This window comes from Arthrobacter sp. Ha26 (genome assembly GCF_059091705.1).
The window spans coordinates 570,765-593,022 of record NZ_JBNHGX010000001.1; the positions used below are offsets into that span (position 1 = coordinate 570,765).

At 65.6% G+C, this 22,258-nt stretch carries 23 protein-coding genes and 1 pseudogene; 16 read left to right on the forward strand and 8 right to left on the reverse strand.

Annotation, left to right across the window (positions count from 1 at the left end; all coding sequences use genetic code 11):
- Positions 1–27 precede the first annotated feature (27 nt).
- Positions 28–945 (reverse strand): metallophosphoesterase, encoded by a 918-nt coding sequence (locus AC5RVY_RS02710; RefSeq protein WP_493953153.1) that lies wholly within the window; start codon positions 943–945, stop codon positions 28–30.
- A 333-nt stretch (positions 946–1,278) separates the two neighbouring features.
- On the opposite strand from AC5RVY_RS02710, the gene AC5RVY_RS02715 reads away from it, so the two are divergent.
- From AC5RVY_RS02715 to ctaD, 4 genes are all read left to right on the forward strand, one after another.
- Positions 1,279–1,536, forward strand: coding sequence for a hypothetical protein (locus tag AC5RVY_RS02715; RefSeq protein WP_493953154.1), 258 nt, complete (start codon positions 1,279–1,281; stop codon positions 1,534–1,536).
- Positions 1,537–1,568: 32 nt separating this feature from the next.
- Complete coding sequence (locus tag AC5RVY_RS02720; protein WP_493953155.1) at positions 1,569–1,793, forward strand: hypothetical protein; 225 nt, start codon at positions 1,569–1,571, stop codon at positions 1,791–1,793.
- A gap of 134 nt (positions 1,794–1,927) precedes the next feature.
- Positions 1,928–2,809, forward strand: a complete 882-nt coding sequence (ctaC, locus tag AC5RVY_RS02725; protein WP_493953685.1) for an aa3-type cytochrome oxidase subunit II — start codon at positions 1,928–1,930, stop codon at positions 2,807–2,809.
- A 78-nt stretch (positions 2,810–2,887) separates the two neighbouring features.
- Positions 2,888–4,564, forward strand: a complete 1,677-nt coding sequence (gene ctaD / locus AC5RVY_RS02730; RefSeq protein ID WP_493953686.1) for an aa3-type cytochrome oxidase subunit I — start codon at positions 2,888–2,890, stop codon at positions 4,562–4,564.
- Positions 4,565–4,748: 184 nt separating this feature from the next.
- On the opposite strand, the gene AC5RVY_RS02735 is transcribed toward ctaD, so the two are convergent.
- Together AC5RVY_RS02735 and AC5RVY_RS02740 are read right to left on the reverse strand one after the other, a co-directional pair.
- On the reverse strand, positions 4,749–5,699 hold the full coding sequence (locus tag AC5RVY_RS02735) for a manganese catalase family protein (protein WP_493953156.1): 951 nt from the start codon (positions 5,697–5,699) through the stop codon (positions 4,749–4,751).
- A 133-nt stretch (positions 5,700–5,832) separates the two neighbouring features.
- On the reverse strand, positions 5,833–6,324 hold the full coding sequence (locus tag AC5RVY_RS02740) for a DUF2243 domain-containing protein (protein ID WP_493953157.1): 492 nt from the start codon (positions 6,322–6,324) through the stop codon (positions 5,833–5,835).
- Between the two features lie 244 nt (positions 6,325–6,568).
- On the opposite strand from AC5RVY_RS02740, the gene AC5RVY_RS02745 reads away from it, so the two are divergent.
- From AC5RVY_RS02745 to AC5RVY_RS02765, 5 genes are all read left to right on the forward strand, one after another.
- On the forward strand, positions 6,569–7,717 hold the full coding sequence (locus AC5RVY_RS02745; protein ID WP_493953158.1) for a zinc-dependent alcohol dehydrogenase: 1,149 nt from the start codon (positions 6,569–6,571) through the stop codon (positions 7,715–7,717).
- A 13-nt stretch (positions 7,718–7,730) separates the two neighbouring features.
- Entirely contained in the window at positions 7,731–8,348 is a 618-nt protein-coding gene (locus AC5RVY_RS02750) for a hypothetical protein (RefSeq protein WP_493953159.1), read from the forward strand.
- Complete coding sequence (locus AC5RVY_RS02755) at positions 8,345–9,115, forward strand: MBL fold metallo-hydrolase (RefSeq protein ID WP_493953160.1); 771 nt, start codon at positions 8,345–8,347, stop codon at positions 9,113–9,115. The genes AC5RVY_RS02750 and AC5RVY_RS02755 overlap by 4 nt, the downstream gene beginning before the upstream one ends.
- Before the next feature lie 328 nt (positions 9,116–9,443).
- On the forward strand, positions 9,444–9,668 hold the full coding sequence (locus AC5RVY_RS02760) for a hypothetical protein (RefSeq protein ID WP_493953161.1): 225 nt from the start codon (positions 9,444–9,446) through the stop codon (positions 9,666–9,668).
- Positions 9,669–9,812: 144 nt separating this feature from the next.
- On the forward strand, positions 9,813–10,130 hold the full coding sequence (locus tag AC5RVY_RS02765) for a GlsB/YeaQ/YmgE family stress response membrane protein (protein ID WP_493953162.1): 318 nt from the start codon (positions 9,813–9,815) through the stop codon (positions 10,128–10,130).
- A 24-nt stretch (positions 10,131–10,154) separates the two neighbouring features.
- On the opposite strand, the gene nhaA is transcribed toward AC5RVY_RS02765, so the two are convergent.
- Positions 10,155–11,495: a Na+/H+ antiporter NhaA gene (nhaA, locus tag AC5RVY_RS02770; protein WP_493953163.1), complete on the reverse strand. Its 1,341-nt coding sequence runs from the start codon at positions 11,493–11,495 to the stop codon at positions 10,155–10,157.
- 81 nt (positions 11,496–11,576) lie between these two features.
- Entirely contained in the window at positions 11,577–12,251 is a 675-nt protein-coding gene (locus tag AC5RVY_RS02775) for a PAS and ANTAR domain-containing protein (RefSeq protein ID WP_493953164.1), read from the reverse strand.
- Positions 12,252–12,624: 373 nt separating this feature from the next.
- Between AC5RVY_RS02775 and AC5RVY_RS02780 the strand changes: the two genes are divergently transcribed.
- The 3 genes from AC5RVY_RS02780 (at position 12,625) to AC5RVY_RS02790 (ending at position 15,963) form a co-directional block, all read left to right on the forward strand.
- A complete protein-coding gene (locus AC5RVY_RS02780; protein WP_493953165.1) occupies positions 12,625–14,781 on the forward strand; it encodes a heavy metal translocating P-type ATPase in 2,157 nt (718 codons plus the stop codon).
- A gap of 57 nt (positions 14,782–14,838) precedes the next feature.
- Entirely contained in the window at positions 14,839–15,273 is a 435-nt protein-coding gene (locus AC5RVY_RS02785; protein ID WP_493953166.1) for a hypothetical protein, read from the forward strand.
- Between the two features lie 69 nt (positions 15,274–15,342).
- Complete coding sequence (locus tag AC5RVY_RS02790; protein ID WP_493953167.1) at positions 15,343–15,963, forward strand: DUF305 domain-containing protein; 621 nt, start codon at positions 15,343–15,345, stop codon at positions 15,961–15,963.
- Between the two features lie 35 nt (positions 15,964–15,998).
- Here the strand turns inward: AC5RVY_RS02790 and AC5RVY_RS02795 are convergent, their stop codons facing one another.
- The gene (locus tag AC5RVY_RS02795; protein ID WP_493953168.1) at positions 15,999–17,234 is read right to left on the reverse strand and encodes an FAD-dependent oxidoreductase; all 1,236 of its coding nucleotides are present in this window, start codon (positions 17,232–17,234) and stop codon (positions 15,999–16,001) included.
- 180 nt (positions 17,235–17,414) lie between these two features.
- Between AC5RVY_RS02795 and AC5RVY_RS02800 the strand changes: the two are divergent.
- The 4 genes and pseudogenes from AC5RVY_RS02800 to AC5RVY_RS02815 all read left to right on the forward strand — a co-directional run.
- Positions 17,415–18,044: pseudogene (locus tag AC5RVY_RS02800) on the forward strand (arsenate reductase/protein-tyrosine-phosphatase family protein); the annotation flags it as partial.
- Between the two features lie 168 nt (positions 18,045–18,212).
- Complete coding sequence (locus AC5RVY_RS02805; protein WP_493953169.1) at positions 18,213–19,307, forward strand: LCP family protein; 1,095 nt, start codon at positions 18,213–18,215, stop codon at positions 19,305–19,307.
- Between the two features lie 125 nt (positions 19,308–19,432).
- Positions 19,433–20,209, forward strand: coding sequence for a histidine phosphatase family protein (locus AC5RVY_RS02810; protein WP_493953170.1), 777 nt, complete (start codon positions 19,433–19,435; stop codon positions 20,207–20,209).
- Complete coding sequence (locus AC5RVY_RS02815; RefSeq protein ID WP_493953171.1) at positions 20,187–21,146, forward strand: NAD(P)H-hydrate dehydratase; 960 nt, start codon at positions 20,187–20,189, stop codon at positions 21,144–21,146. Before AC5RVY_RS02810 ends, AC5RVY_RS02815 begins: the two co-directional genes overlap by 23 nt.
- Positions 21,147–21,325: 179 nt before the next feature.
- On the opposite strand, the gene AC5RVY_RS02820 is transcribed toward AC5RVY_RS02815, so the two are convergent.
- Together AC5RVY_RS02820 and AC5RVY_RS02825 are read right to left on the reverse strand one after the other, a co-directional pair.
- A complete protein-coding gene (locus tag AC5RVY_RS02820; protein WP_493953172.1) occupies positions 21,326–21,748 on the reverse strand; it encodes an Hsp20/alpha crystallin family protein in 423 nt (140 codons plus the stop codon).
- Positions 21,749–21,952: 204 nt separating this feature from the next.
- A complete protein-coding gene (locus tag AC5RVY_RS02825; RefSeq protein ID WP_493953173.1) occupies positions 21,953–22,144 on the reverse strand; it encodes a hypothetical protein in 192 nt (63 codons plus the stop codon).
- Positions 22,145–22,258 lie beyond the last annotated feature (114 nt).

The following is a 22,258-nucleotide window of genomic DNA, read 5'->3' on the forward strand; positions in this document are numbered from 1 at the left end:
GCTGGTCCTTTCAATCGGGGTTTCGGCCTAGTGGCGGCCGCAGGGGGTGCCTCCCGCGTTCTCGCTGGCAGACGGAATGACGATGGCGGCGGCCTGGAGCCGCTGCTTGGCTTCCTCGGCTGTGATCTGGGAATTCATCCGGGGGTATTCGCCCACCGGAACCACTGCCGAAACGAAGGTCCTGTTGTGGATGCGGACCAGGTTGAAGGACCGCGCCCCGGCCAGCCCCTGCATCGCCCCGCCCGGCAATGCCAGGTCCTGGTTGTAGCTGGTGGATGAGGCCACCGATACGGGGATGTTGGCGAACACTGAAAAAACGGTGTGGTGGGTGTGGCCGGACAGGATCCCGATGACGTCGCTGCCTTCCAGCACCTGGGCCAGATGCTCCTGGTTCCGCAGCTCGGAAAGCACCGCGAGTTCCTGTACCGGCGGGACAGGCGGGTGGTGGATCACCAGGAGGGTGCCGTCGTCGGCCGTTGTTTCCAGCTCACCTGCCAGCCAGCGCAGCTGCTCGTCGGTAATGTCACCGTGATGGTGGCCCGGTATGGACGAATCCAGGACCAGCACGCGCAGGCCGCCCAGCCAGTAGCTGCGGTCCACGGGGAGCGACTGCGGTTCCTCGTCCAGGAGCGATTCCCGGAAGTTTGCCCGCTGATCGTGGTTTCCCATGGCCCAGATGAGTTGTGCGCCCATCCGCCCGGCGTATGACTCGCAGGTGTTCCTTAGCCGGCGATAAGCGTCTGCGTTCCCCTTGTCAGTGAGGTCGCCGGAGAAGATGATGGCTTCGGGGTGCAGGCCGCTTGCCTCGATGGAAGTGAGGACTTCCACCAGCCCCGCCTGCGGATCCAGCTCGCCGTACAGCAGCCCTTCTTCCACAAAGTGCGGGTCACTGACGTGGACCAGCACATGGTCGGGCGTGGAGTACTCAGAGCGGATCACGTGCATGGAAGCCTTTCAGCAGTTTCCCGCCGGGCATGCCGGGGGTGGTGTGCTGACGGACTCTGCATGCCGCCGAAAGAACAACATCATAAGCATGCTTACGAAACCTTGGGAAGACTTCCCCCTACCCTGCTTTGCGCCCCCGCCTTGCACAACTGGCCCGGCGCTCCCGCAACGTCTGGCGTTCGCTGGTCCGCTGTACTTACCCGCCGGCCGCGAGTAGATTCAAAACTGTGACGTGGATAATTCCCGTTCCTCGCCGGCCCCGCTGCATCCGCCGGACGAGCAGCTGCTGGAGCCAGCCGGCAGCACATGTTGCAGAACCGGAGAGAGCCTGAAATGCAGTCCTCCCACTACCAACAGTTCCTTGAGGAAGCCACCACTCCAGATCCTTCTGCCGACCACCCCCTGGGCCCTGATTGCCTCTACGGCCTGTACGTCAGCTGGGCTTCCCTGCACAATTTCCGGGCGAAACCGGACCAGGCCTTCCGCGCCGGCATGCGGCGCTGCGGCGTGGACCCGGATGACTGCCGGCTGCACATGACCGGTCCCGCGGCGGCGGACTACATCCTCTGCAGCTATCCCGCCGTAGCGTGACGTTCAAGCCCACGGCCGGAAAGGGGACAGCCATGGGGTTCGATCCGCACGAACCGGAGGAACGCAGCCGACTCAACCACACGTTGGAGGAAGCTGACATCACCGTTTCAGAACTCTGGCTGCAGTACTTCAGCATGAGCGGCACCGCCGGGGAATACGAGGTGCAGGCCTACGTGGAGGGGGTTATCTCCCTGCCCGCCCTGCAGCGCGACCTTCTGGCCATGGCCGCGGAGGAGATCATCAGCGAAACAGCCTGACCCCGGCACGGCAGCCCCTTTCCATGCGGCTCCCTTCCGCGCTACTGTGAGCACATCCACTGGCCACGAGCCATGGATTACTGGGCTCATGCAGTTGGGCCTCTGGAGGATTTCCGGAGGAGAACCGCGCGGTGATCACTACTCAACGAAGCACTTCCAGATGGCGGCGGGCCGCCCTCTTCTCCCTCCCCGCCCTGTTGGCTTTGACCTCGTGCTCCGCAGAGGTCCAGCGCGGCTGGCTTCCCGGGGAACGGGACACCACGGACCACACCCCCCTGGTCACCGACCTGTGGGTGAACTCGTGGATTGCGGCCCTGATTATCGGCGTCATCACCTGGGGACTCATTCTCTGGTGCGTCATCGCCTACCGCCGCAGGAAAAACACTGAGGGCTTCCCGCGGCAGATGAGCTACAACCTTCCGCTGGAAGTCTTCTACCTCTCCGTGCCGCTCATGGTGATCATGGTGCTGTTCGTCTTTACGGACCGGGACCAGCGGGCCATGGACGACCGCTTCAAGGACCCGGACGTGGTGATCGACGTACGCGGCAAGCAGTGGTCCTGGGACTTCAATTACGTCAAGGAAGATGTCCACGAGGACCCGGGCCAGCAGGCACACCTGGATGGCAACTGGGGCACGCCGGACCGGCTTCCCACCCTTTACCTGCCGGTCAACAAAAAGGTGGAACTGCAGGTGAATTCCCGCGACGTCCAGCATTCGTTCTGGGTAGTGGAGTTCCTCCAGAAACGGGACCTGTACCCGGGCGAAAACCAGTACAACAGGTACATCGACATCATTCCCACCCGCACCGGTGAGTTCACCGGCAAGTGCGCTGAACTCTGCGGTGAGTACCACTCCGAGATGCTCTTCAAGGTCCGGGTAGTCACCGAACAGGAATACAACAACCGCATTTCCGAACTGCGGGCCAAGGGCAACACCGGAATCCGGGGCGACGAATACGACCGGAATCCCGAACGGCCGGCCCTGGAGCAGGCACAGCAAAGGACGGAACCCTAAATGACCACCACCGGGCACAACCTGGGCGCCACGACGGCCACCGCCGCACCGGCGGCGGTCAAACGCCCCAAAGGCAGCATGGTTGTCAGCTGGATCACCTCCACCGACCACAAGACCATCGGGTTCATGTACCTGATCGCGTCGTTTGTGTTCTTCTGCCTGGCCGGCGTGATGGCGCTGCTCATCCGGGCGGAACTGTTCGAACCAGGCATGCAGATCCTGCAGACCAAGGAGCAGTACAACCAGCTGTTCACCATGCACGGCACCGCCATGCTGCTGATGTTCGCCACCCCGCTTTTTGCCGGCTTTGCGAATGTGATCATGCCGCTGCAGATCGGTGCGCCTGACGTGGCGTTCCCGCGGCTGAACGCGCTGGCTTTCTGGTTCTTCCTCTTCGGCTCCATCATCGCAACCGCAGGGTTCATCACCCCGCAGGGTGCTGCCTCCTTCGGCTGGTTCGCCTACGCGCCGCTGTCCAATACCACCTTCACACCAGGGGTGGGCGGCGACTTGTGGGTGTTCGGCCTGGCCCTGTCCGGCTTCGGCACCATCCTGGGCGCAGTCAACTTCATCACCACCATCATCTGCATGCGCGCACCCGGGCTCACCATGTGGCGGATGCCGATCTTCACCTGGAACACCCTGGTCACCGCCATCCTGGTCATCATGGCCTTCCCCCCGCTGGCCGCCGCACTGTTCGCTCTCGGTGCGGACCGGAAGTTCGGCGCCCACATTTACGACCCAGCCAACGGCGGCGCCATCCTCTGGCAGCACCTGTTCTGGTTCTTCGGCCACCCCGAGGTGTACATCATCGCGCTGCCGTTCTTCGGCATCGTTTCCGAGATTTTCCCGGTCTTCAGCCGCAAACCGATCTTCGGCTATAAGGGCCTGGTCTATGCGACGATCGCCATCGGCGCGCTGTCCGTGACCGTGTGGGCCCACCACATGTACGTCACCGGCGCGGTGCTGCTGCCGTTCTTCGCCTTCATGACCATGCTGATCGCGGTTCCTACCGGCGTGAAGTTCTTCAACTGGATCGGCACGCTGTGGGGTGGCTCGTTGACGTTCGAGACTCCTATGCTGTGGAGCCTGGGCTTCCTCATCACGTTCCTCTTCGGCGGCCTCACCGGCATCATCCTGGCTTCCCCGCCACTGGACTTCCACGTGTCCGACTCCTACTTCGTGGTGGCACACTTCCACTACGTGGTGTTCGGCACCGTGGTGTTCGCCATGTTCGCCGGGTTCTACTTCTGGTGGCCCAAGTTCACCGGCACCATGCTGAACGAACGGCTGGGCAAGATCCACTTCTGGATGCTGTTCCTCGGCTTCCACGGCACGTTCCTGATCCAGCACTGGCTCGGCGTGATGGGCATGCCCCGCCGGTATGCGGACTACATGCCGGAGGACGAGTTCACCTGGATGAACCAGTTCTCCACCATCAGCTCCTACCTGCTGGGGGCTTCCCTGATCCCGTTCTTCTGGAACGTTTACATCACCTGGCGGCGGGGCCACAAGGTTACCGTGGACGATCCGTGGGGTTTCGGGGCTTCGCTGGAGTGGGCCACGTCCTGCCCGCCGCCGCGCCACAACTTCACCTCGCTCCCCCGCATCCGGTCCGAGCGGCCGGCCCTTGACCTGCACCACCCCGAGCTCAGCGTCCGGGAGCACCCGGCCGCGCACGGCCCGGCCGCAGACATCCTGGGCGCTGCGGACATCGGCCCGGGCGACGTCAAGAATCCGGACCCCAACCAGTAGCATCCATCAACCAGTAAGCACCGACGAAGCCCCCTGCCGCCCGGTCCCTCGATCCGGCCGGCAGGGGGCTTCTTACTGCCATAGCGTACTGTGCTGTTTCCCCCGTGACGCCTTACCCGGGTACGCAGCCAGCCGTCGTCGTGCGCCCGCCCGCACTCTGCTGAGCGCGGGCCGGCGCCGCGCGTTAGACCTTCGACTCCTTAGGGTTGTCTGCGTCCTTCAGCTCAATCTCGGCCGTGGCCTGGATGAGTGCGAGCAGCTCGGGGTCCAGGCCCGGCGCGAACTCTTCCTTACGCTCCGGGGACATGGTCAGCGGGACGCCCGTGGGCATGACCTCGGTGCTCAGTTCGGTGCCGTCGTTGGACGGCGATGCACCCCGGTACAGCTTTCCCGCCTGGCTGAGGTTGTCCGCGCTGAAGGTGTACTGAACACTTTGCAGCCCCAGGTCGAGCAGCTTCTTGACTTCGGGGAACTGCTCGGCGTTGGTCTTGGGAATAGGCAGGACCTTGCCCCAGTTCACCCCGAGGCTTTCAAGGGCCTTGGCAAAGGCGTTCTCGTGCGCCTGGTCCCGGACGATCAGGTAGGCGATGGTGGACCGGGCCGTCTTGTTGTCCGTCATCTCGTAGATGCGGCATTTCTGGAGGCGCCCGGTGGATTCCAGCATCAGGTTGTACAGCAGGTCCAGGACCAGGTTCCCGCTGTTGTAGACGTACGATCCGCTCCAGGGGTTCCCTGCGGCATCCACGGGCAGCGCGCCCTGGGCGCCCACCAGGTAGTGGTGGATATTGCTGGTGTCCAGCGCGATCTTCAGCGGCGTGGCACCCTTGGCGCCGGGCTCGTCCACGGGGTCGGTTTTCTTGCCCTGGTACCGCGGGGATCCGTCCAGAAGCTGGGAGATGGTGGTTCCGATGAGCTCGACGTGGCTGATTTCCTCGGTGCCGACTCCCTGGAGCAGGTCCTTGTACGGCTTGGAGGACCGGTCCCCGCGGAAGTTCATGCTTTGGAACAGGTACTGCATCATGGTGCGCATCTCACCGAACTGGCCACCCAGGCCTTCCTGCAGCGCATTTGCTGCTGCCGGATCCGGCTCGTCGGCAGCGATTTCGTTGATGAGAAGCTCAGTATGCAGGTACATGGTGATTCTCTCCCTTGTTCGTGTGGCTTTGCCGCTTCATGCTTCGGGCCCGCCTACCGCGGGAAACCCTTGCCTGCGGCCGTAGGTACCGTCACGCCGATGCCTACGCCAGCCGACTTAGTCAGCATGCTTACTATCCTGTACCAGCCGCGTGGATATGGCCAGACGTTTGGCTACCCCGGTACCAAAACCATCCGCCCACGGCCAGGAGGAGGCTCACGCCCAGGAAGCCCAGGTCCCAGGCCAGCGGTGCGCCCAGGTCGTCCCGGACATGGTGGATCTGCAGGAGCTGATGGTTGACCAACCCCTCGATGATGTTGAAGACGCCCCAACCGCAGAGGACCAGTCCGGCGTGGAACCGCCATCCCGCGGACAACCGCCCCTTCCGCCGGGCACGGACGGCAAGAACCCCTGCGGCCGCCACCAGCACCCACATGGCGCTGTGGAACAGCCCGTCAGCCACGGTGTTCAGTTCCAGTCCGGCCACGGTTTTGGTGTTGCCTGCCCCGGTGTGGCTGAGCAAGTGGTGCCACTGCAGCAGCTGGTGCAGCACAATGCCGTCCACAAACCCGCCCATTCCCATGCCGAAAAGGAAGGCGGGTGCCTTCGCCGGCCTTTCAGCCATGGCTGGTGGTTGGGTTTCCCGTGACACTCTTCCGTCCCCTCTTCGGCGCGCCTTTCACTTTGTCCCTACCCGCCGTCGTCCGCGCTAACCACCTGGGGCCCCGTCAGCGGCCACCCTGGGCTACCGCCCTTGACCAATTCCCGCACCAGGTGGAAACGTAGGGCACGCGGTGCGCCTCCAGCAGCGGGGTGGTTCCTGCAATGGAGGGAACCGCACTGCCAGCCACAAATGTGAGGCGGCGCTCATGCGAGCGATGGTTTACCGCGGCCCGTACAAGATCCGGGTCGAAGAAAAAGACATTCCCAGGATCGAGCATCCCAACGACGCGATCGTGCGGGTCACTACGGGGGCCATCTGCGGCTCCGACCTGCACCTCTACCACGGCATGATGCCGGACACGCGGGTGGGGATGACGTTCGGGCACGAGTTCGTGGGGGTGGTGCACGAGGTTGGCCCGTCGGTGCAGAACCTCGCCCCCGGCGACCGCGTCATGGTGCCCTTCAACGTGTACTGCGGCTCCTGCTACTTCTGCTCCCGCGGCCTCTACTCGAACTGCCACAACGTCAACCCGAACGCGACGGCGGTGGGCGGCATCTACGGCTACTCCCACACCTGCGGAGGGTACGACGGCGGCCAGGCTGAGTTTGTGCGCGTGCCGTTCGCCGATGTGGGACCCGCCAAGATTCCGGACTGGATGGACGAAGAGGACGCCGTCCTCCTCACTGACGCGCTTCCCACCGGCTACTTCGGTGCGCAGCTGGGCGACATCGTGGAAGGCGACACCGTGGTGGTGTTCGGCGCCGGGCCCGTGGGGCTTTTCGCGGCCAAGTCCGCTTGGCTGATGGGCGCCGGACGGGTGATCGTGATCGACCACCTGGAATACCGGCTGGAGAAGGCGCGCTCGTTTGCACACTCCGAGACGTACAACTTTGTGGAGTACGACGACATTGTGGTGCACCTGAAGAAGGCCACTGATTACCTGGGCGCCGACGTCGTGATCGATGCCGTGGGGGCCGAGGCGGACGGCAACTTCCTGCAGCATGTGACCGCAGCAAAGCTGAAGCTGCAGGGTGGCTCGCCGGTGGCACTGAACTGGGCCATCGATGCGGTGCGCAAGGGCGGGACTGTGTCCGTGGTGGGCGCATACGGGCCGATCTTCAGCGCCGTGAAGTTTGGCGATGCCGTGAACAAGGGCCTCACGTTGCGGATGAACCAGTGCCCGGTGAAACGGCAGTGGCAGCGGTTGTTCGAACACATCCGGAACGGGTACCTGAAGCCCAGCGACATCGTCACCCACCGCATTCCCCTGGAGCACATCGCCGAGGGGTACCACCTGTTCTCCGCGAAGCTCGATGACTGCATCAAGCCGCTCATCGTTTCCACCGCATCGTGAAAGTGAGCGCAGCATGACTGATTCAGCAGACACACACCCAACGCCATACGTAGGGGCCCGGCCTTTGCCCAAGGAGTCCGCGGCCTCGCTGCTGGCGCGGATTCCGGGCTGGGGCGTGGACCTCGACCCGGCGGACCGCCCGTCGTTTCCCCGGGAAAAACCGGGCATCCCCACCGGCGCGCACTGGGACTTCCCCGAGCGCCAGCCCGAGGAGTGGCCCCGGGAGCGGTCCATCGAACACGCCATGCTGACTCCCGTTTTCGGCACGTCGTCCCCGCCAAAGGGAGCATCGGGAGCCATCAGGAAATATGCCTACGCCAGGTTCAGCGAGGGCCGGGCCGCGCACTGGCTTCTGCTGATTGCCGCTGACCGGGTGGACGCGTGGGAACACCACCTGCGGTCGCTGGCCACGCTGCGGCCGGACAATCCGGTCACCGAAACCGGGGTGCTCAGCGAGTTCTCCCGCCACGGCGTCCGCTCCCGGTTCGGGCAGAAGCGGGCCGACGTCAACCACCAGTGGATTGATCCTTTACTGGTGGGCGGGCCGTGGGTGCTGGCCGGGCTGGGCGCTGTTGCTGCAGTCCGGGCGGTGCGGCGGAGTTCAGGGCGGCTGGCAGGAGCCAGGCGATGACGCAGCCCGCCACCGGCAGGGCGTCGTTCACCACCGTGGCCGAGGGCGTGCACCGGATCTCCAAGGCTTACGTCAACTTCTACCTGGTGGAAAGCGCCGATGGGTTGACGCTGGTGGACTCCGGGCTGCCCGCGATGTGGAAGTACTTGGCGGAGTCCGTCCAGGGACTCGGACATGCGATCGGCGACATCAAGGCGGTGGTCCTCACCCACGCGCACTTCGACCACCTGGGCCTGGCGCATCGGCTGCATACGGAGTTCAAGGTGCCGGTCTGGGTCCACGGCGGCGACTCCTTCATTGCCCGCCACCCGTACCGGTACCAGCACGAGAAGTCCCGTTTTGTGTTCGCGTTGGCCCATCCTCAAGGCTTTCCCGTCCTGGCCCGAATGACGCGGGCGGGGGCGCTGAGGGTGCACGGCGTGGATGACCTCACCCTGTTTCCGGCCCAGTCCGGGACCCTGCCGGTGCCGGGCTCGCCCGAGGTGGTGTTCTCCCCCGGGCATACGGCGGGGCACTGCGGGCTGTACCTGCGGGACAGGGACGTGCTGTTCAGCGGGGATGCACTCGTGACGCTTGACCCGTATTCCGGCCGGACCGGTCCGCGCATCGTGGCCGGAGCTGCAACCATGGACAGCCTGCAGAACCTGGACACCCTCACCCAACTGGCACAGACCGGGGCTTCCCTGGTGCTTCCCGGGCACGGTGAACCCTGGACCGCGGGCATCGAGGAGGCCGTTTCAGCAGCCCGGCGCGAGGCGGCCACCTGAAAGATGCCGGACTTCGACGCGCACATGCGCATTCGAGGCGCAGATTTCAACGCGCACCGCTTATATCCAGCGCGTCAAGTAATTTGCGCGTCGGGGCTGCATTTCCGCGTCGAGGGTGAATCTGCGCGTCGGTGTGTCCAGTCCGTCGGCGCGGGCCGTAAGCATCACGTGTTCATGAGAACCGCAGCCCGCCGCGATATGTCGCGCCGGACCGCCGTCGTCGTAATCCCGCCACTGGATACAGAAAAAACACTGGATTGAAACATTTCAGCAACCTCCGCCGGGCAAGCTGTGACCACGGGGATACAACAGCAGGAGGCACCGCATCATGGAGGCACAAGGAGTACGCACCGCCCAGCTTCGCATCGGCGACCAGATCGAAGCGTGGCACAACGGCAAGCTTTTCCACCGGGGACGGGTCACGGACGTGGTTCCGGCCCTGGAACTGTTCTGGATCCTGGACGCCCGGACCGGCACGCGCAAGTTGCTGGATCCTGAGGCGCTGGAGATCCGGCACGTCGAGGCGCCGGCTAAACCGCTGGCCACGGCTTGAGAATGGGCGCCGTCAGCGGCAGGGGTTCCGACGCAGCCGGGGACAGCATCCGGGCCCTGCTCGAGCGCTAAGGAGCGGCGGCCCTGTCTGCCGCTCCTGAGCGGCAGCCGCGGACATAAGGTCAGCATGCTTACAATTAAGCCGATGCGGACCCGCCAGGGCCGTACGGGCCACATGCCCGCCAAACCGAAGGAGAACACCGTGATCGGATTTATTGTTGCCGGCCTGATCATTGGCGCACTTGCCCGCCTCATCAAACCTGGCAAGCAGAACCTTGGCCTGCTTGCCACACTGTTGCTGGGCCTTGTGGGGTCCGTCATTGGGGGCGTGGTGGCTTCGCTGCTCGGCACCGGGAACATTTTCGAGCTGAACTTCCTGGGCTTCGTGGTGGCCGTCATCGCCTCGGTGCTCCTGGTGGGAACCGCCGAGGCAGTTGCCGGGCGCCGCTCAGTGCGCCGCTGACACCATCGCCGGGAGCGGCCGGCGTTAAGGCCGCTCCTGGTAGACGTCCGGGATGCCGTCCTGGTCCGCGTCCAGTTGTTCGGCTTCCTCAGCTGCGCGGTATTGGCGGTTCCTGGCGCGCAGCACAACAGTGGCGAGCAACGCCGCCAGCAGGGATGCAGTCAGGATTCCCACCTTGGCGTGGTCATCATGCGGGCTTCCCTGCCCAAAGCTGAGCTCGGCCACCAGCAGGGACACCGTGAACCCGATGCCGGCCAGGACCGCCACTCCGAAGACGTCGATCCACCCGAAGGAATCGTCCAGCCGCGCCCTGCTGGTCTTAGTCAGGAGCCAGGTGGTGCCCATGATGCCCACCGGTTTGCCCAGCACCAGCGCCACAATGATGCCCAAGGCCACGGGATCAGTCAGGGCAGAGCCAAGGCCCTCCCAGCCGCCCACGGCCACGCCGGCGGAAAAAAACGCAAAGATGGGAACGGCGATGCCGGCGGAGATGGGCCGGAACCGGTGCTCGAAGATCTCGGCAAGGCCTGGCCCTGCTTCCGGCCCGCCGCTGGCCTGGGAACGGATCACGGGGATGGCAAAGCCGAGCAGGACCCCCGCCACGGTCGCGTGGATGCCCGAGGCATGGACAAGGGCCCAGGTGGCCACCCCGAGCGGCAGCAGGATCAGCCAGGCTGCTGCTGTATGCCGGCCGAAGAAGCGGCGGTATTTCTGCGCCAGGAACGCGTAGACGGCCAGCGGAATGAGCGCCAGGAGCAGCGGCATGACCTGGAGGTCGCTGGAGTAGAAGAACGCGATGATGCTGATGGCGATGAGGTCATCCACCACGGCCAGTGTCAGCAGGAAGATCCGCAGGGCGCTGGGGAGGTGGGAACCGATGATGGCCAGGACCGCCACCGCGAACGCGATGTCCGTGGCGGTGGGGATGGCCCAGCCGCGGAGGGTTTCCGGGCTGGCGAGGTTGATCAGGGCGTAGATGGCCGCTGGGGCCACCACTCCGCCGAAGGCCGCAGCTACCGGAACAATCGATTTGTTGATCTGGCGGAGGTCCCCCGCCACGAACTCCCGCTTAAGCTCAAGCCCCACCAGGAAAAAGAAGATGGCAAGCAGTCCGTCCGCCGCCCACGCGCCGAGGCTCAGCTGAAGATGCCAGGGCTCATAGCCGACTTTGAAGTCCCGCAAGGCGAAGTAGCTGTCCGACGCCGGCGAGTTGGCCCACACCAGGGCCACTACGGCTGCGGCAACGAGCAGGGCGCCGCCCACGGTTTCCTTGCGAAGGATCTCCCCGATCCGCAAGGCTTCGGCATAACTGCCGCGGCCGAAAATCGTGGACCGGGTGGCACCGGAACGGGGCGTTTGGCTCATAAAGGGTCCTCAAACTTGGCTCGACAAAATTATGCCGACCAGACTTCCCGGCGCACCTTCAAACCATCCTACAGGGGACTCCTAGCCCGCCCGGCGCCGCCCGCTTCCCGCCGGCCTGCTGTCCTGGGCGATGGCAGCCACCGCGTCGTTCAAATAACGGCGCGTCGCCCCGGAGTTGGCCAGCTTCACCAGTTCGGCGGCCACCACCACCAGTTTGACGTTGCGGTGGCTGCTGGTGCTCACAAGCACCTGGAAGGCATCATCGGAGTTCATCTCAAGCTGGCCCATCAGGATTCCGCGCGCCTGGTCGATGACGCTGCGGGTGGAGGTTGCCCCTATCACCGCATCCCGTGCCGTCTCCTCGGTTTCCCGCCGAAGGGTGGAGGTGAGATCCACCATCACGCCGTCAATGGCAACCACTTTTCCGGTGGCGTCCAAGATTCCATCGCCAGAGGTCAGCACCCGCCTGGTCCGCCCGCGGGAATCAATGATGCGGTGATACATACAGAAGTAGCCGCCGGTCCGGGACACCTGCTCAACGATTTCCTGGCAGCGCGCCCTGTCGTCCGGGTGTTTGTGGGAGAACAGCAGTTCAATCGTGGGGACCACCTCGCCGCGCTGGTACCCGTGAAGTTGGTACATCCCGTCCGACCACTCAAACTTCCAGCCGTCCAGTTCCACATGATAGGTGCCAGCCACGCACTGGTCGTCCCCCAGGGCACTGGAGTATGTGTAGGGGCTGCTGAGTTCAGCCACAAAGCCACCTCCGGTCTAGATTTCCCGGCCGCACGCGGCCAGGGCAGGCACCATTGCCCTGTGACAAGTATGGCCATGATGGCGCGCGGCGGATAGGTGGCGTCCAGGTTTGTGTGCTGCGCACGCAGGGTTGGGGAAAGCCGCACTCCGTTGACACGTATACCCCCTAGGGGTATATTTTGGAGTGTTGCCAGTGAAGTGGTATGTCCCGGCGGTGCACCGCACCCGCTTTCACAGCCGTTCAACCCTGCCACGCCCCATCACCTTTCGCGCTGATCCGGGCGACGCCCATCACCTTTCGCACGACCTACCGCAACGCTCCATCACCTTTCGCCGCCAGGCAGTGGCGGCGACGTCCTCCAAGGAGGAACACATGCAGGACCACATGCACCATCACGACGACGACAGCCGGTCCAGCGGCACCCTCACCGACGCGGGGGCTGCTTCAGCCCCGGCCGCGGCTGCTGCAGGGCACGGACACGGGCACGCGCACGAGCACCACCCTGCCCAGCACGACGACGACCACGCCGTCCACACCCACGGCCAGCACGCCGGGCACAGCACAGCCATGTTCAAGAACAGGTTCTGGCTGACACTGGCGCTCTCCGTTCCCGTGGTCTACTTCAGCCCCATGGTGGGCCACATCCTGGGGTATATGGCCCCCATGTTCCCCGGCTCCACCTGGATCCCCCCGGTCCTGGGCACAGTGATCTTCCTCTACGGCGGGCAGCCGTTCCTCAAGGGCGGGCTGCAGGAGCTGAAGGACCGCCGGCCCGGCATGATGCTCCTGATCGGCATGGCCATCACGGTGGCGTTTACCGCGTCGTGGATTACCAGCCTGGGCCTGGGCGGTTTCGATCTGGACTTCTGGTGGGAACTTGCGCTGCTGGTGGCCATCATGCTGCTGGGCCACTGGATCGAGATGCGGGCCCTGGGTTCGGCTCAGGGTGCTCTGGATGCGCTCGCCGCGCTGCTGCCCGATGTAGCTGAACGCATCACGGACGCCGGCACGGAAACCGTTCCCGTCTCAGAACTCCGCCCCGCCGATCTAGTGCTGGTGCGCTCCGGCGCCCGGATGCCCGCCGACGGCACGGTGGTTCAGGGGCAGGCCGAGTTCGACGAATCCATGATCACCGGTGAATCCAAGACGGTCCCGCGAGGCCCGGGGGACGCCGTGGTGGCCGGAACCGTGGCTACGGATTCGAGTGTCCGGGTCCGGGTGGACGCCGTGGGCGACGATACCGCGCTGGCCGGCATCCAGCGGCTGGTGGCCGAAGCGCAGGCTTCCTCGTCGCGGGCCCAGGCTTTGGCCGACCGCGCCGCGGCCTTCCTGTTCTACTTCGCGGCGGGCGCCGGCGTCATCACCTTTATCGTGTGGGCACTGCTGGGCAGCATTCCCGAAGCGGTGACCCGGACTGTGACCGTCCTGGTGATCGCTTGCCCGCATGCCCTGGGCCTGGCCATTCCGCTGGTCATTGCCATCTCCACGGAGCAGGCAGCCCGCGCCGGCGTCCTGATCAAGAACCGGATGGCGCTGGAGCGGATGCGCACCATCGACGTTGTCCTGTTCGACAAGACCGGCACCCTCACTACCGGCGAACCGGAGCTTAAGGACGTGGCCGCCGCGCCGGATGTGGACGCCGATGAGCTGCTGGCCCTGGCCGCCGCCGTCGAATCCGACAGCGAACACCCCGTGGCCCGGGCCATTGTCCGCGCCGCCCGGGAACGGAACCTGGCCCTGCCCGCCGTCGACGATTTTACGTCGCTCACCGGCCGCGGCGTCCGCGCCTCCATGGACGGCCGCACCGTGCACGTGGGCGGGCCCGCGCTCCTGCGCGAGCTTGGCGCCGTCGTACCCTCTGCCCTGTCCGGCACAACGCGGGGGTGGATGGACCGCGGCGCGGCCGTCCTGCACGTGATTGACGACGGCGGCCGCGTGCTGGGCGCCGTCAGCCTCGAGGACGCGGTGCGGGCGGAGTCGCGGCAGGCGGTGGCTGCCCTGCAGCAGCGCGGGGTCAAGGTGGCAATGATCACCGGCGACGCGCGCCAGGTGGCACAGGCGGTCGCGGCGGACCTTCGGATTGACGAAGTGTTTGCCGAGGTCCTGCCCGCGGACAAGGACAAGAAGGTGGCGGAGCTGCAGGCCCGCGGCCTGAAGGTGGCCATGGTGGGCGACGGCGTCAACGATTCACCCGCGCTGGCCCGCGCCGAAGTAGGCATTGCGATCGGCGCGGGGACGGACGTGGCGATGGAATCGGCCGGTGTGGTGCTGGCCGGAAACGACCCGCGCGCCGTGCTGTCCATGGTGGACCTGTCCCGGGCGAGCTACCGCAAGATGTGGCAGAACCTGGTGTGGGCCACCGGCTACAACATCCTGTCCGTGCCACTGGCCGCAGGCGTCCTGGCCTTCGCCGGCGTGGTGCTCTCCCCCGCCGCCGGCGCCGTGCTGATGTCCGTGTCCACCATCGTGGTGGCCCTGAACGCCCAGCTGCTGCGGCGCCTGAAACTGAACCCCGCCGAGGTACGTTAGAAACGCTGCCCCACTTACAACCATGTGCCGCCAATTCCCGGGAAGGAGGAACCGCCGGTGACTGCACGCCTCGAAACTTTGCCGGCAGTCCCCCGCACGGCGGCTCTGCTGGCTGTTGTGCTCGCCGTCGTGGCCGGGATCCTGGGAATGCACGTCATGACCGCCGGCCACTCGGAGCACTCGTCCCGCCCGGTGGTGCAGGAAGCCATGGTCTCACACGCGGCCGACGGTCTGCATAAGGCGGCCGCGCATGGAGGGCATGCGGCACACACAAGCCTGGCAACGGACCACTGCATGGGTTCCTGCCCGGGGATGCAGGACGCGGGACCAGCATGCATCCTCCTGGCCAAGACCCCGTCACTGACTGTCTTTCCGCCCGAGGAAACCCTTGCCCTGCAACGTGGCCCCGCGGCCGGTATCAGTCCGGTCCTTCCCTGCTCCTACAGGCCGGCAAGTCCCACGCCCGGTGAACTGTCCATCTCGCGAACGTAAACCCGGCCCCCGCGTAGCTCACCACGCACCAAACGGCCCGATTTACTACTTTCTTGAAGGACACCCCACATGACTACGAAGATCAAAACCCTGTCCATCGCCGCTGCCCTGGCTGCCTCGCTCGGACTGGCTGGCTGCGCGTCCGATTCCGGATCGTCCGGGGGCAGCAGCATGCACTCCGGCCATGGCAGCTCCAGCCCCATGTCCAGCATGACGCCGGAGGCCAACGCCGACCATAACCAGGCAGACATCGTGTTTGCCCAGATGATGATTCCGCACCATGCCCAGGCTGTTGAGATGAGCGAGATCGTCCTGGCCAAGCCGGACCTGCCCGCGGATGTCGCCGCGCTGGCCACCAGGATCAAGAACGCCCAGGCACCGGAAATCGAGACCATGACCGGCTGGCGGACAAGCTGGAATGTGCCCACCATGATGTCCGACCATTCCGGGCACGGCATGTCCGGCATGGTGGACGCCGAGGGCCTCGACAAGCTCAAGGCGGCCCAGGGAACCGAGGCTGCCCAGCTGTTTATGGAGCAGATGACGGGGCACCACGAAGGCGCCATCGACATGGCCAAGCAGGAGATCGGCGGGGGCAAAAACCCGGAGGCCATCCAGCTCGCGCACGACATTGTCACGGCCCAGGAAGCGGAGATCGCGGAGATGAAGGAACTCCTGGCCGGCCTCTGACTTTCCCTCAGGCTTGGGGCAGCCACACGGGCCGGTCAGGCGCGGCGTGTGGCGGGTTCAGGGTGGCTGATATGTTCGGGGCGGATTCCGACTCCGATGAACCGGGCTGTCACCGGGCGCAGCAGCGGCGAGGCGGCACGCAAGAGCCGCACCAGCCAGCGGGGTGCGACGCGGTTCCCGGTGGCAGCCCTGAACAGCACCCTGTGCCCGTTGCGCTGAAGCTGCTGCATGATCTTCACCGGCATCTCCCGGCGCCGCTGCACGCCCGCGAGCTTCTGGTCCGGAGCAGTTCCGGTGGCGAGGTCTTCCGCAACAGCGTTGGCCAGCGCGACGGCGTCCTGGATTGCGAAGTTCACACCCACGCCGAACATGGGTGACATCGCGTGGGCGGCGTCGCCGATGGCAATAAACCCAGGGCGGTGCCAGCGCCGAAGCCGGTTGATCTGGACGGTGAGGAGTTTCACCTGGTCCCAGCCGGCGAGGGTTCCGACGACGGGCAGCAGGGATGGGGCCGCGCTAACGATCCGCGCCCGAAGGGCTTCGATCCCCGCCGACTGCAGCTCGTCAAAGCCGCCTTTGGGGATCACCATTCCCGACTGATACCTGTCGCCGCGGTCGATTGTGAGGACCAGCCCCTGCGCCGAGATGTAGCCGAGCGTCACGGGCGGAGGGTCCGGCGGCTTGGGCAGGTTGAACCAGAGCACGTCAATGGGCACTCCGAAGTCATCGGGAACCAGCCCGGCAGCGGCGCGCAAGGCGGACGCGCGTCCGTCGGCAGCGACGGTGAGCGTCGCGCGGATCTCCAGCCCGCCGTCGGACGTTCTTGCCCTGACGCCGCGCACCTGGCCGTCTTCAATGATGAGCCCGGTGGCCTCGGTGAGCATGCGGAGTTCGAAGGTGTGGAACGCCGCCGTTTCGCGGGCGAGGAAGTTCAGGAAGTCCCATTGGGGCGCGAGGACGAGGAAGTTGTCCGGGGCGGGAAGGGTGCCAAAGTCGACGATAGTGATCCGCTGTCCGTCCACGACGGCGTCCAGGGTGGACAACCTGGTCAGCGGAAGTTCCAGGAACTTTTCGCGCAGCCCGAGCTCGCCCAGCAGGGTGACGGTGGACGGGTGCACGGTGTCGCCGCGGAAGTCGCGCAGGAAGTCCCCATGTTTCTCCAGGACGCTGACCCGCAGGCCTTTTCGCGCGAGCAGGTAGCCGAGCACCATCCCTGCCGGGCCGCCGCCGGCGATAACGCAGTCCCGTTCGATCAAGCTTTCCACAGTCATATCATCGTGCTTCCTCTCCTGAGGTGATAGAGCGTCGCCGGAAACCGTTCGGGAAGTGATGGAGCGTCGCCGAAAAACGCGCGAAAGGTGATGGAGCGTCCGGGGTGGGGCGGGCCCGGCAAGCCCGTCGCGTGTTAAGTTGAAAGGCACGGACGCACCGGCTGGAAAGAGAAATCTCCCTTGGACTCACCCGCACCAGTAAGAATCCTCACTGTCTGCACGGGCAACATCTGCCGCTCTCCCGTGGCCGAGCGGCTGCTGCAGGCCGGGCTCAACCAGGTGGTGCCGGATGGTTTCGAGGTGCGCAGCGCAGGGACCCGGGCCATGGTGGGCGACCCCATGCAGCCGATTTCCGCGGACATCGTGCGCACGTTCGGGGGCGACCCGGAGCATTTCGCCGCCCGCCAGCTGACTCCAAAGATCCTGCGCGGTGTCGACCTGGTGCTGACCATGACCGCCGGGCACCGCGGCGAAGTCCTCCAGCTTGATGCATCCCTGCTCAAGCGCACCTTCACCCTCCGCGAGTTCGCCCGGATGCTCGACGTCCTGGACCAGCGCGCCGGGGCTGCGGGCACCGTACCCGGGGAAACGTACGACGACGGCGATCCCCTCGCTGCCAACCACGCCTTCTGGCGGGGCTTGCCTGCGCGCGCCGCCGCAGTCCGGCACCTCTCGCTGCCCGCAGACCCGGCGGAGAACGACATCATCGACCCATACCGCAGGGCGCCGGAGGTATACCGCCAGATGGAGGATGAACTGGCGCCGGCCATTGTGTCCATCCTGCGCCATGCACGCCTCAATGCCCCGGCTCCCGGAACGCCGGCGCGCCCGCTTAAAGCCCGGCAACCCAGCCCCTCCCCGGGAGAGCGGAACAGCATCTTCCACCCATGGCAGATGACAGTTTGGATACGTATATAGCCAGCGAAGGCCCGGCGGGCGGACACTGATCCCACCAAGTCCACAATGAGGTGAGGCACAATGAGCACGCCAGGCGGTTCTGACCCCTCCAGCACGCATCCCCACGGCCTGGGCTGGGTGGCACACGGACGTCGCCGCTGGATCGCGGCCCTGCTGGCGCTGGCACTCGTGGCGGTCGCCGTCGTCGCGATCGTTAACCTGAACCGGGCCGGCTCGGAAGCGCAGCCCGCAGGACCCCAAACTGCTTCCCAGATGCCCACTCCAAGCGAGACACCCTCGGAAACGCCGCCCCCTGCCCCGGCACCCCCGCCACCGCCTCCCCCCATTCCGGAGCTTCCTGCGGCCGCCATGAACGTATTGGTGATCGGCAGCGACAGCCGCGAGAACGCCCGGGACGCGGCGGCGCATACGGCGGCAACCGGTGAGCCCATGGACCACCGCTCGGACACCCTGATGGTGGTCCACGTCCCGGCGGACCGGCACACCCTGTACATTGTGTCCATCAACCGGGACCTGTGGGTGGACATCCCCGGTTTCGGCGGCGGGAAGATCAACGCGGGGCTGCAGTACGGCGGCATCGACATGACCACCCAGACGGTGCAGCAACTCCTGGGCATCACCATCGACCACACCCTGATGCTGGACTTCAACGGCTTCCGGGGACTGATCGATAATCTCGGCGGAATCGATGTCAACGTCACCCTGCCGTTCCAGTCCACGCACGATACCGGGCACGTCTTCGGTCCCGGTGTGAACCACCTGGACGGGCAGGCCTCGATGGAGTTCGTCCGCGAGAGGTACGCATTTGCCGACGGCGACTTCCAGCGGGTGCGCAACCAGCAGACCATGCTCCGCGCCATCCTCGCCCGGCTCACCGCTGGCGGCGCCCTGAATGACGTCACCGCGGTCCGTAGCCTGGTGGACTTCGCCTCCTGCTGCCTCACCGTGGACAAGGGCTTCGATCCGGTCCAGGCCGCCATCCTCGCTTACAGCCTGCGGAACCTGGACACCAACGCGATCGGCACCATGACCCTGCCCACGGCCGGCTACGCAATGATCGCCGGCCAGTCGGTAATCCTCCCCGACTACGGCGGCATCGGCGCTGTCGGGGCGGCGCTGAGGGAGGGCCGGATCGGCGATTTCGCAGTGCCGTAAGGGCATCGGCCGGTTCTCCGTGCCGTGACGGCATCTAGGGCTTTTCCGTTTACACCGCTGCCCGGTGGGTACGCCGCTGATAGTGTTCCTGCATTCGGCACGGCACGCGGACGGGGTGATTTCTTGTGAAAGAGAACGGGCTGACGGAGGCTGTCCAGGAGGCCGGGGCGGTGGAACTGCTCCTGGTCCGCCATGGCGAGAGCGAAGGCAACGTGGCGGCCACGGACGCGAGGGTGGCCGGGGCCGAGGTGATCGAGGTGCCGGCAAGGGATGCGGACGTGAACCTCTCGGGGACCGGCCAGGAGCAGGCCAAGGCATTGGGTGCGGCGCTGGCACGGATCGCTGAAGACCTCCGGCCTGATGCCGTGGTTTCCTCTCCTTATGCGCGGGCGCTGCAGACTGCCGAGATTGCCGTGGAAACCGCAGGGTGGCCTGTGAAGGTCCGCACGGATGAGCGCCTGCGCGACCGGGAACTCGGCATCCTGGACCGGCTGACGCGGAGGGGGGTGGAAAAGCGCTTCCCGGAGGAGGCCGAACGCCGGGAGTGGCTGGGCAAGATGTACTACCGACCGCCGGGCGGGGAATCATGGGCCGACGTGGCATTGCGCCTGCGCTCCGTCCTGGACGAGCTGAACAACCTCAGCACCGGGCACCGGGTGATGCTGGTCTGCCATGACGCCGTGATCATGCTGTTCCGGTACGTGCTGGAGGGCATGAACGAGCGGGAACTCCTGGACTTGGCGGCGAACACGTCCGTCCTTAATGCCTCGCTGACACGGTATGTCCGGCCGTCAGGGGCGGGTCCCTGGACATTGGAGAGCTTCAACGTTGCGGACCACCTCACGGAGCAGGGTGTCACAGTCACCGAGCATGCGGGGGATGCCAGTGTCCACCCGAAATGAGTCCACGTCCCCCACGCTGGTGACGCCGTCGCTGCTGCGTGACTGGCCGCTGCCGGCCGCGGGCGAGGACAAGTATTCACGCGGCTCGGTGCTGGTGATCGGGGGCGCACGGTTCACCCCGGGTGCTGCGCTGCTGGCCGGCACTGCCGCCCTGCGGGCCGGCGCGGGCAAACTCACGCTGGCGGTGGCGGAATCCGTGGCCATGCAGGTAGCTGTGGCGCTCCCCGAATGCGGGGCCATGGGGCTGCCCGAAACCCCTGATGGGTCGGTGACAGGCGAAGGGCTGGACGTGCTCTCGTCCTACCTCAACCGGGCGGACGCGATCCTGGTGGGCCCCGGGCTGGATGACCAGGACCTTGCCGAGGCTCTGTTGCGGGCCCTGCTCGATCGGGAGACCGACGGCGGTTCAGGCTCGGGTGATTCAGGCTCCGGTGAGGGAAAAGGGGGCGGAGGTCCCGCCGTCGTTCTTGATGCGTATGCCTTGGGCGGCCTGCTGAAAGTGGCCGACCAGCTGGACCCGTGGAAGGGGCGGCTGATCCTCACGCCGAATCCCAAGGAGGCGGCTGTCCTGCTGGAGCGCGACGTGGATGACCTGGCGGCAGATGTTGCTGAAATTGCGGATAAGTTCCAGGCGGTGGTGAGCTGCCAGGGCCTGATCGCCCGGCCGTCCGGCGGGGACGCGGCCGACGAACCGGAGCTGTGGCAGATGACCACGGGTTATGGCGGACTGGGAACATCCGGAAGTGGCGACGTGCTGGCCGGCGCGATTGCGGGCCTCCGCGCACGGGGAACCAGCAGCACGCAGGCGGCCTGCTGGGGGACGCATCTGCACGCCGCGGCAGCCGACCGGCTCGCCAGCAGGATGGGCCCCCTCGGCTTCCTCGCCCGCGAGCTCGCCGACGAACTGCCCGCCCTGATGCTGGAGCTGAACACCTAAACGCATTGCAGGGACACCTGGGCATGGGATGACCCCCGGCTGAAGCCGGGGGCCACCGTATCGGGAGGTTCAGGTGTAGGCTGCCGGTGCGCTTTAAGCGCTGTGGCGTGCATACTTGGCGATCCGCCCAAAAGGCAGTCAACAATTAATCAATACCCGACGTCCCGATCCTGTTGAGACTAGGCGGAAATTTCCTGCTTTGCCCCCTTCGTTTCAATTTCAATCTTGCGCGGCTTGGCCTTTTCGGCGACAGGAATCCGCAGCGTCAGGACACCGGCGTCGTAGCTTGCCTTGACGTTATCGGTATCCAGGGTGTCCCCGAGGATCAGCTGGCGGCTGAACACGCCGCGCGGCCGCTCGGAGGCGATCAACTCGGTGTCTTTGCCTGCAGGCTCAGGGCGCTCGGCCCGCACCGTCAGGACATTCCGTTCCACATCCAGATCCACTGAATCCAGTGCCACGCCGGGCAGATCAAAGGCGACGACGAATTCCTGGTCCTCACGCCAAGCGTCCATGGGCATCGCTGCCGGACGCGCTGCCGTTCCGAGGACCTGCTGGGCCAGCCTGTCCAGCTCGCGGAACGGATCGGTTCGCATCAACATGGCTTCCCTCCTCGTAAGAGACGGTCCAACATTGGTTGTGGTACCAGCCGATCTATGTTGGCTGATATAGATTTTTTACCACTGGGCCAGCAGGTCTGCAAGCGGTTTTGGGGAAGATTTTTCATGCTTTTTCAGTCCGCGCGGACACGGCGAAGGGGCCCCCTGCGGTGTGCGGAAGGCCCCTTCTTTTAGGGGTTTGGGCAATCAGCTCCGGGTGGGATCCGGACGCAGCGGTGCGGGCCCTGGATCCGGCACCGGCAGCGGACCGGGAGGTTCCGGCGCGGGGAACGGATTGGGCGGCTGCGGGCCGGGATGGCCGGGCTGGGTGGGATCAGGCTGGTCCGGGCCTGGTTCCGGCGGGAACGGTTCGGGCTCGTGCACTGGCGGGATGGTCATATGCTTCCCCTCTCACGCTGGGCGGATGTGCCTTAGCGTGAACAGGATACGCCTGCGCCCGGAACCCCACTAGGCCACCCGACCTCCCCGGATGCGCTATCAGGTTTGGTCCCC

Bases quoted from the DNA above. Each gene is read 5' to 3' on its own strand.
- AC5RVY_RS02745 (WP_493953158.1), top strand. From the start codon at position 6,569: ATGCGAGCGATGGTTTACCGCGGCCCGTACAAGATCCGGGTCGAAGAA.
- AC5RVY_RS02755 (WP_493953160.1), top strand. From the start codon at position 8,345: ATGACGCAGCCCGCCACCGGCAGGGCGTCGTTCACCACCGTGGCCGAG.
- nhaA (WP_493953163.1), bottom strand. From the start codon at position 11,495: ATGAGCCAAACGCCCCGTTCCGGTGCCACCCGGTCCACGATTTTCGGC.
- AC5RVY_RS02735 (WP_493953156.1), bottom strand. From the start codon at position 5,699: ATGTACCTGCATACTGAGCTTCTCATCAACGAAATCGCTGCCGACGAG.
- AC5RVY_RS02710 (WP_493953153.1), bottom strand. From the start codon at position 945: ATGCACGTGATCCGCTCTGAGTACTCCACGCCCGACCATGTGCTGGTC.
- AC5RVY_RS02815 (WP_493953171.1), top strand. From the start codon at position 20,187: ATGCCAGTGTCCACCCGAAATGAGTCCACGTCCCCCACGCTGGTGACG.
- AC5RVY_RS02820 (WP_493953172.1), bottom strand. From the start codon at position 21,748: ATGTTGATGCGAACCGATCCGTTCCGCGAGCTGGACAGGCTGGCCCAG.
- AC5RVY_RS02760 (WP_493953161.1), top strand. From the start codon at position 9,444: ATGGAGGCACAAGGAGTACGCACCGCCCAGCTTCGCATCGGCGACCAG.
- AC5RVY_RS02790 (WP_493953167.1), top strand. From the start codon at position 15,343: ATGACTACGAAGATCAAAACCCTGTCCATCGCCGCTGCCCTGGCTGCC.
- AC5RVY_RS02720 (WP_493953155.1), top strand. From the start codon at position 1,569: ATGGGGTTCGATCCGCACGAACCGGAGGAACGCAGCCGACTCAACCAC.
- AC5RVY_RS02795 (WP_493953168.1), bottom strand. From the start codon at position 17,234: ATGACTGTGGAAAGCTTGATCGAACGGGACTGCGTTATCGCCGGCGGC.
- AC5RVY_RS02715 (WP_493953154.1), top strand. From the start codon at position 1,279: ATGCAGTCCTCCCACTACCAACAGTTCCTTGAGGAAGCCACCACTCCA.
- ctaD (WP_493953686.1), top strand. From the start codon at position 2,888: ATGGTTGTCAGCTGGATCACCTCCACCGACCACAAGACCATCGGGTTC.
- AC5RVY_RS02780 (WP_493953165.1), top strand. From the start codon at position 12,625: ATGCAGGACCACATGCACCATCACGACGACGACAGCCGGTCCAGCGGC.
- AC5RVY_RS02765 (WP_493953162.1), top strand. From the start codon at position 9,813: ATGCGGACCCGCCAGGGCCGTACGGGCCACATGCCCGCCAAACCGAAG.
- AC5RVY_RS02750 (WP_493953159.1), top strand. From the start codon at position 7,731: ATGACTGATTCAGCAGACACACACCCAACGCCATACGTAGGGGCCCGG.
- AC5RVY_RS02825 (WP_493953173.1), bottom strand. From the start codon at position 22,144: ATGACCATCCCGCCAGTGCACGAGCCCGAACCGTTCCCGCCGGAACCA.
- AC5RVY_RS02805 (WP_493953169.1), top strand. From the start codon at position 18,213: ATGAGCACGCCAGGCGGTTCTGACCCCTCCAGCACGCATCCCCACGGC.
- AC5RVY_RS02740 (WP_493953157.1), bottom strand. From the start codon at position 6,324: ATGGCTGAAAGGCCGGCGAAGGCACCCGCCTTCCTTTTCGGCATGGGA.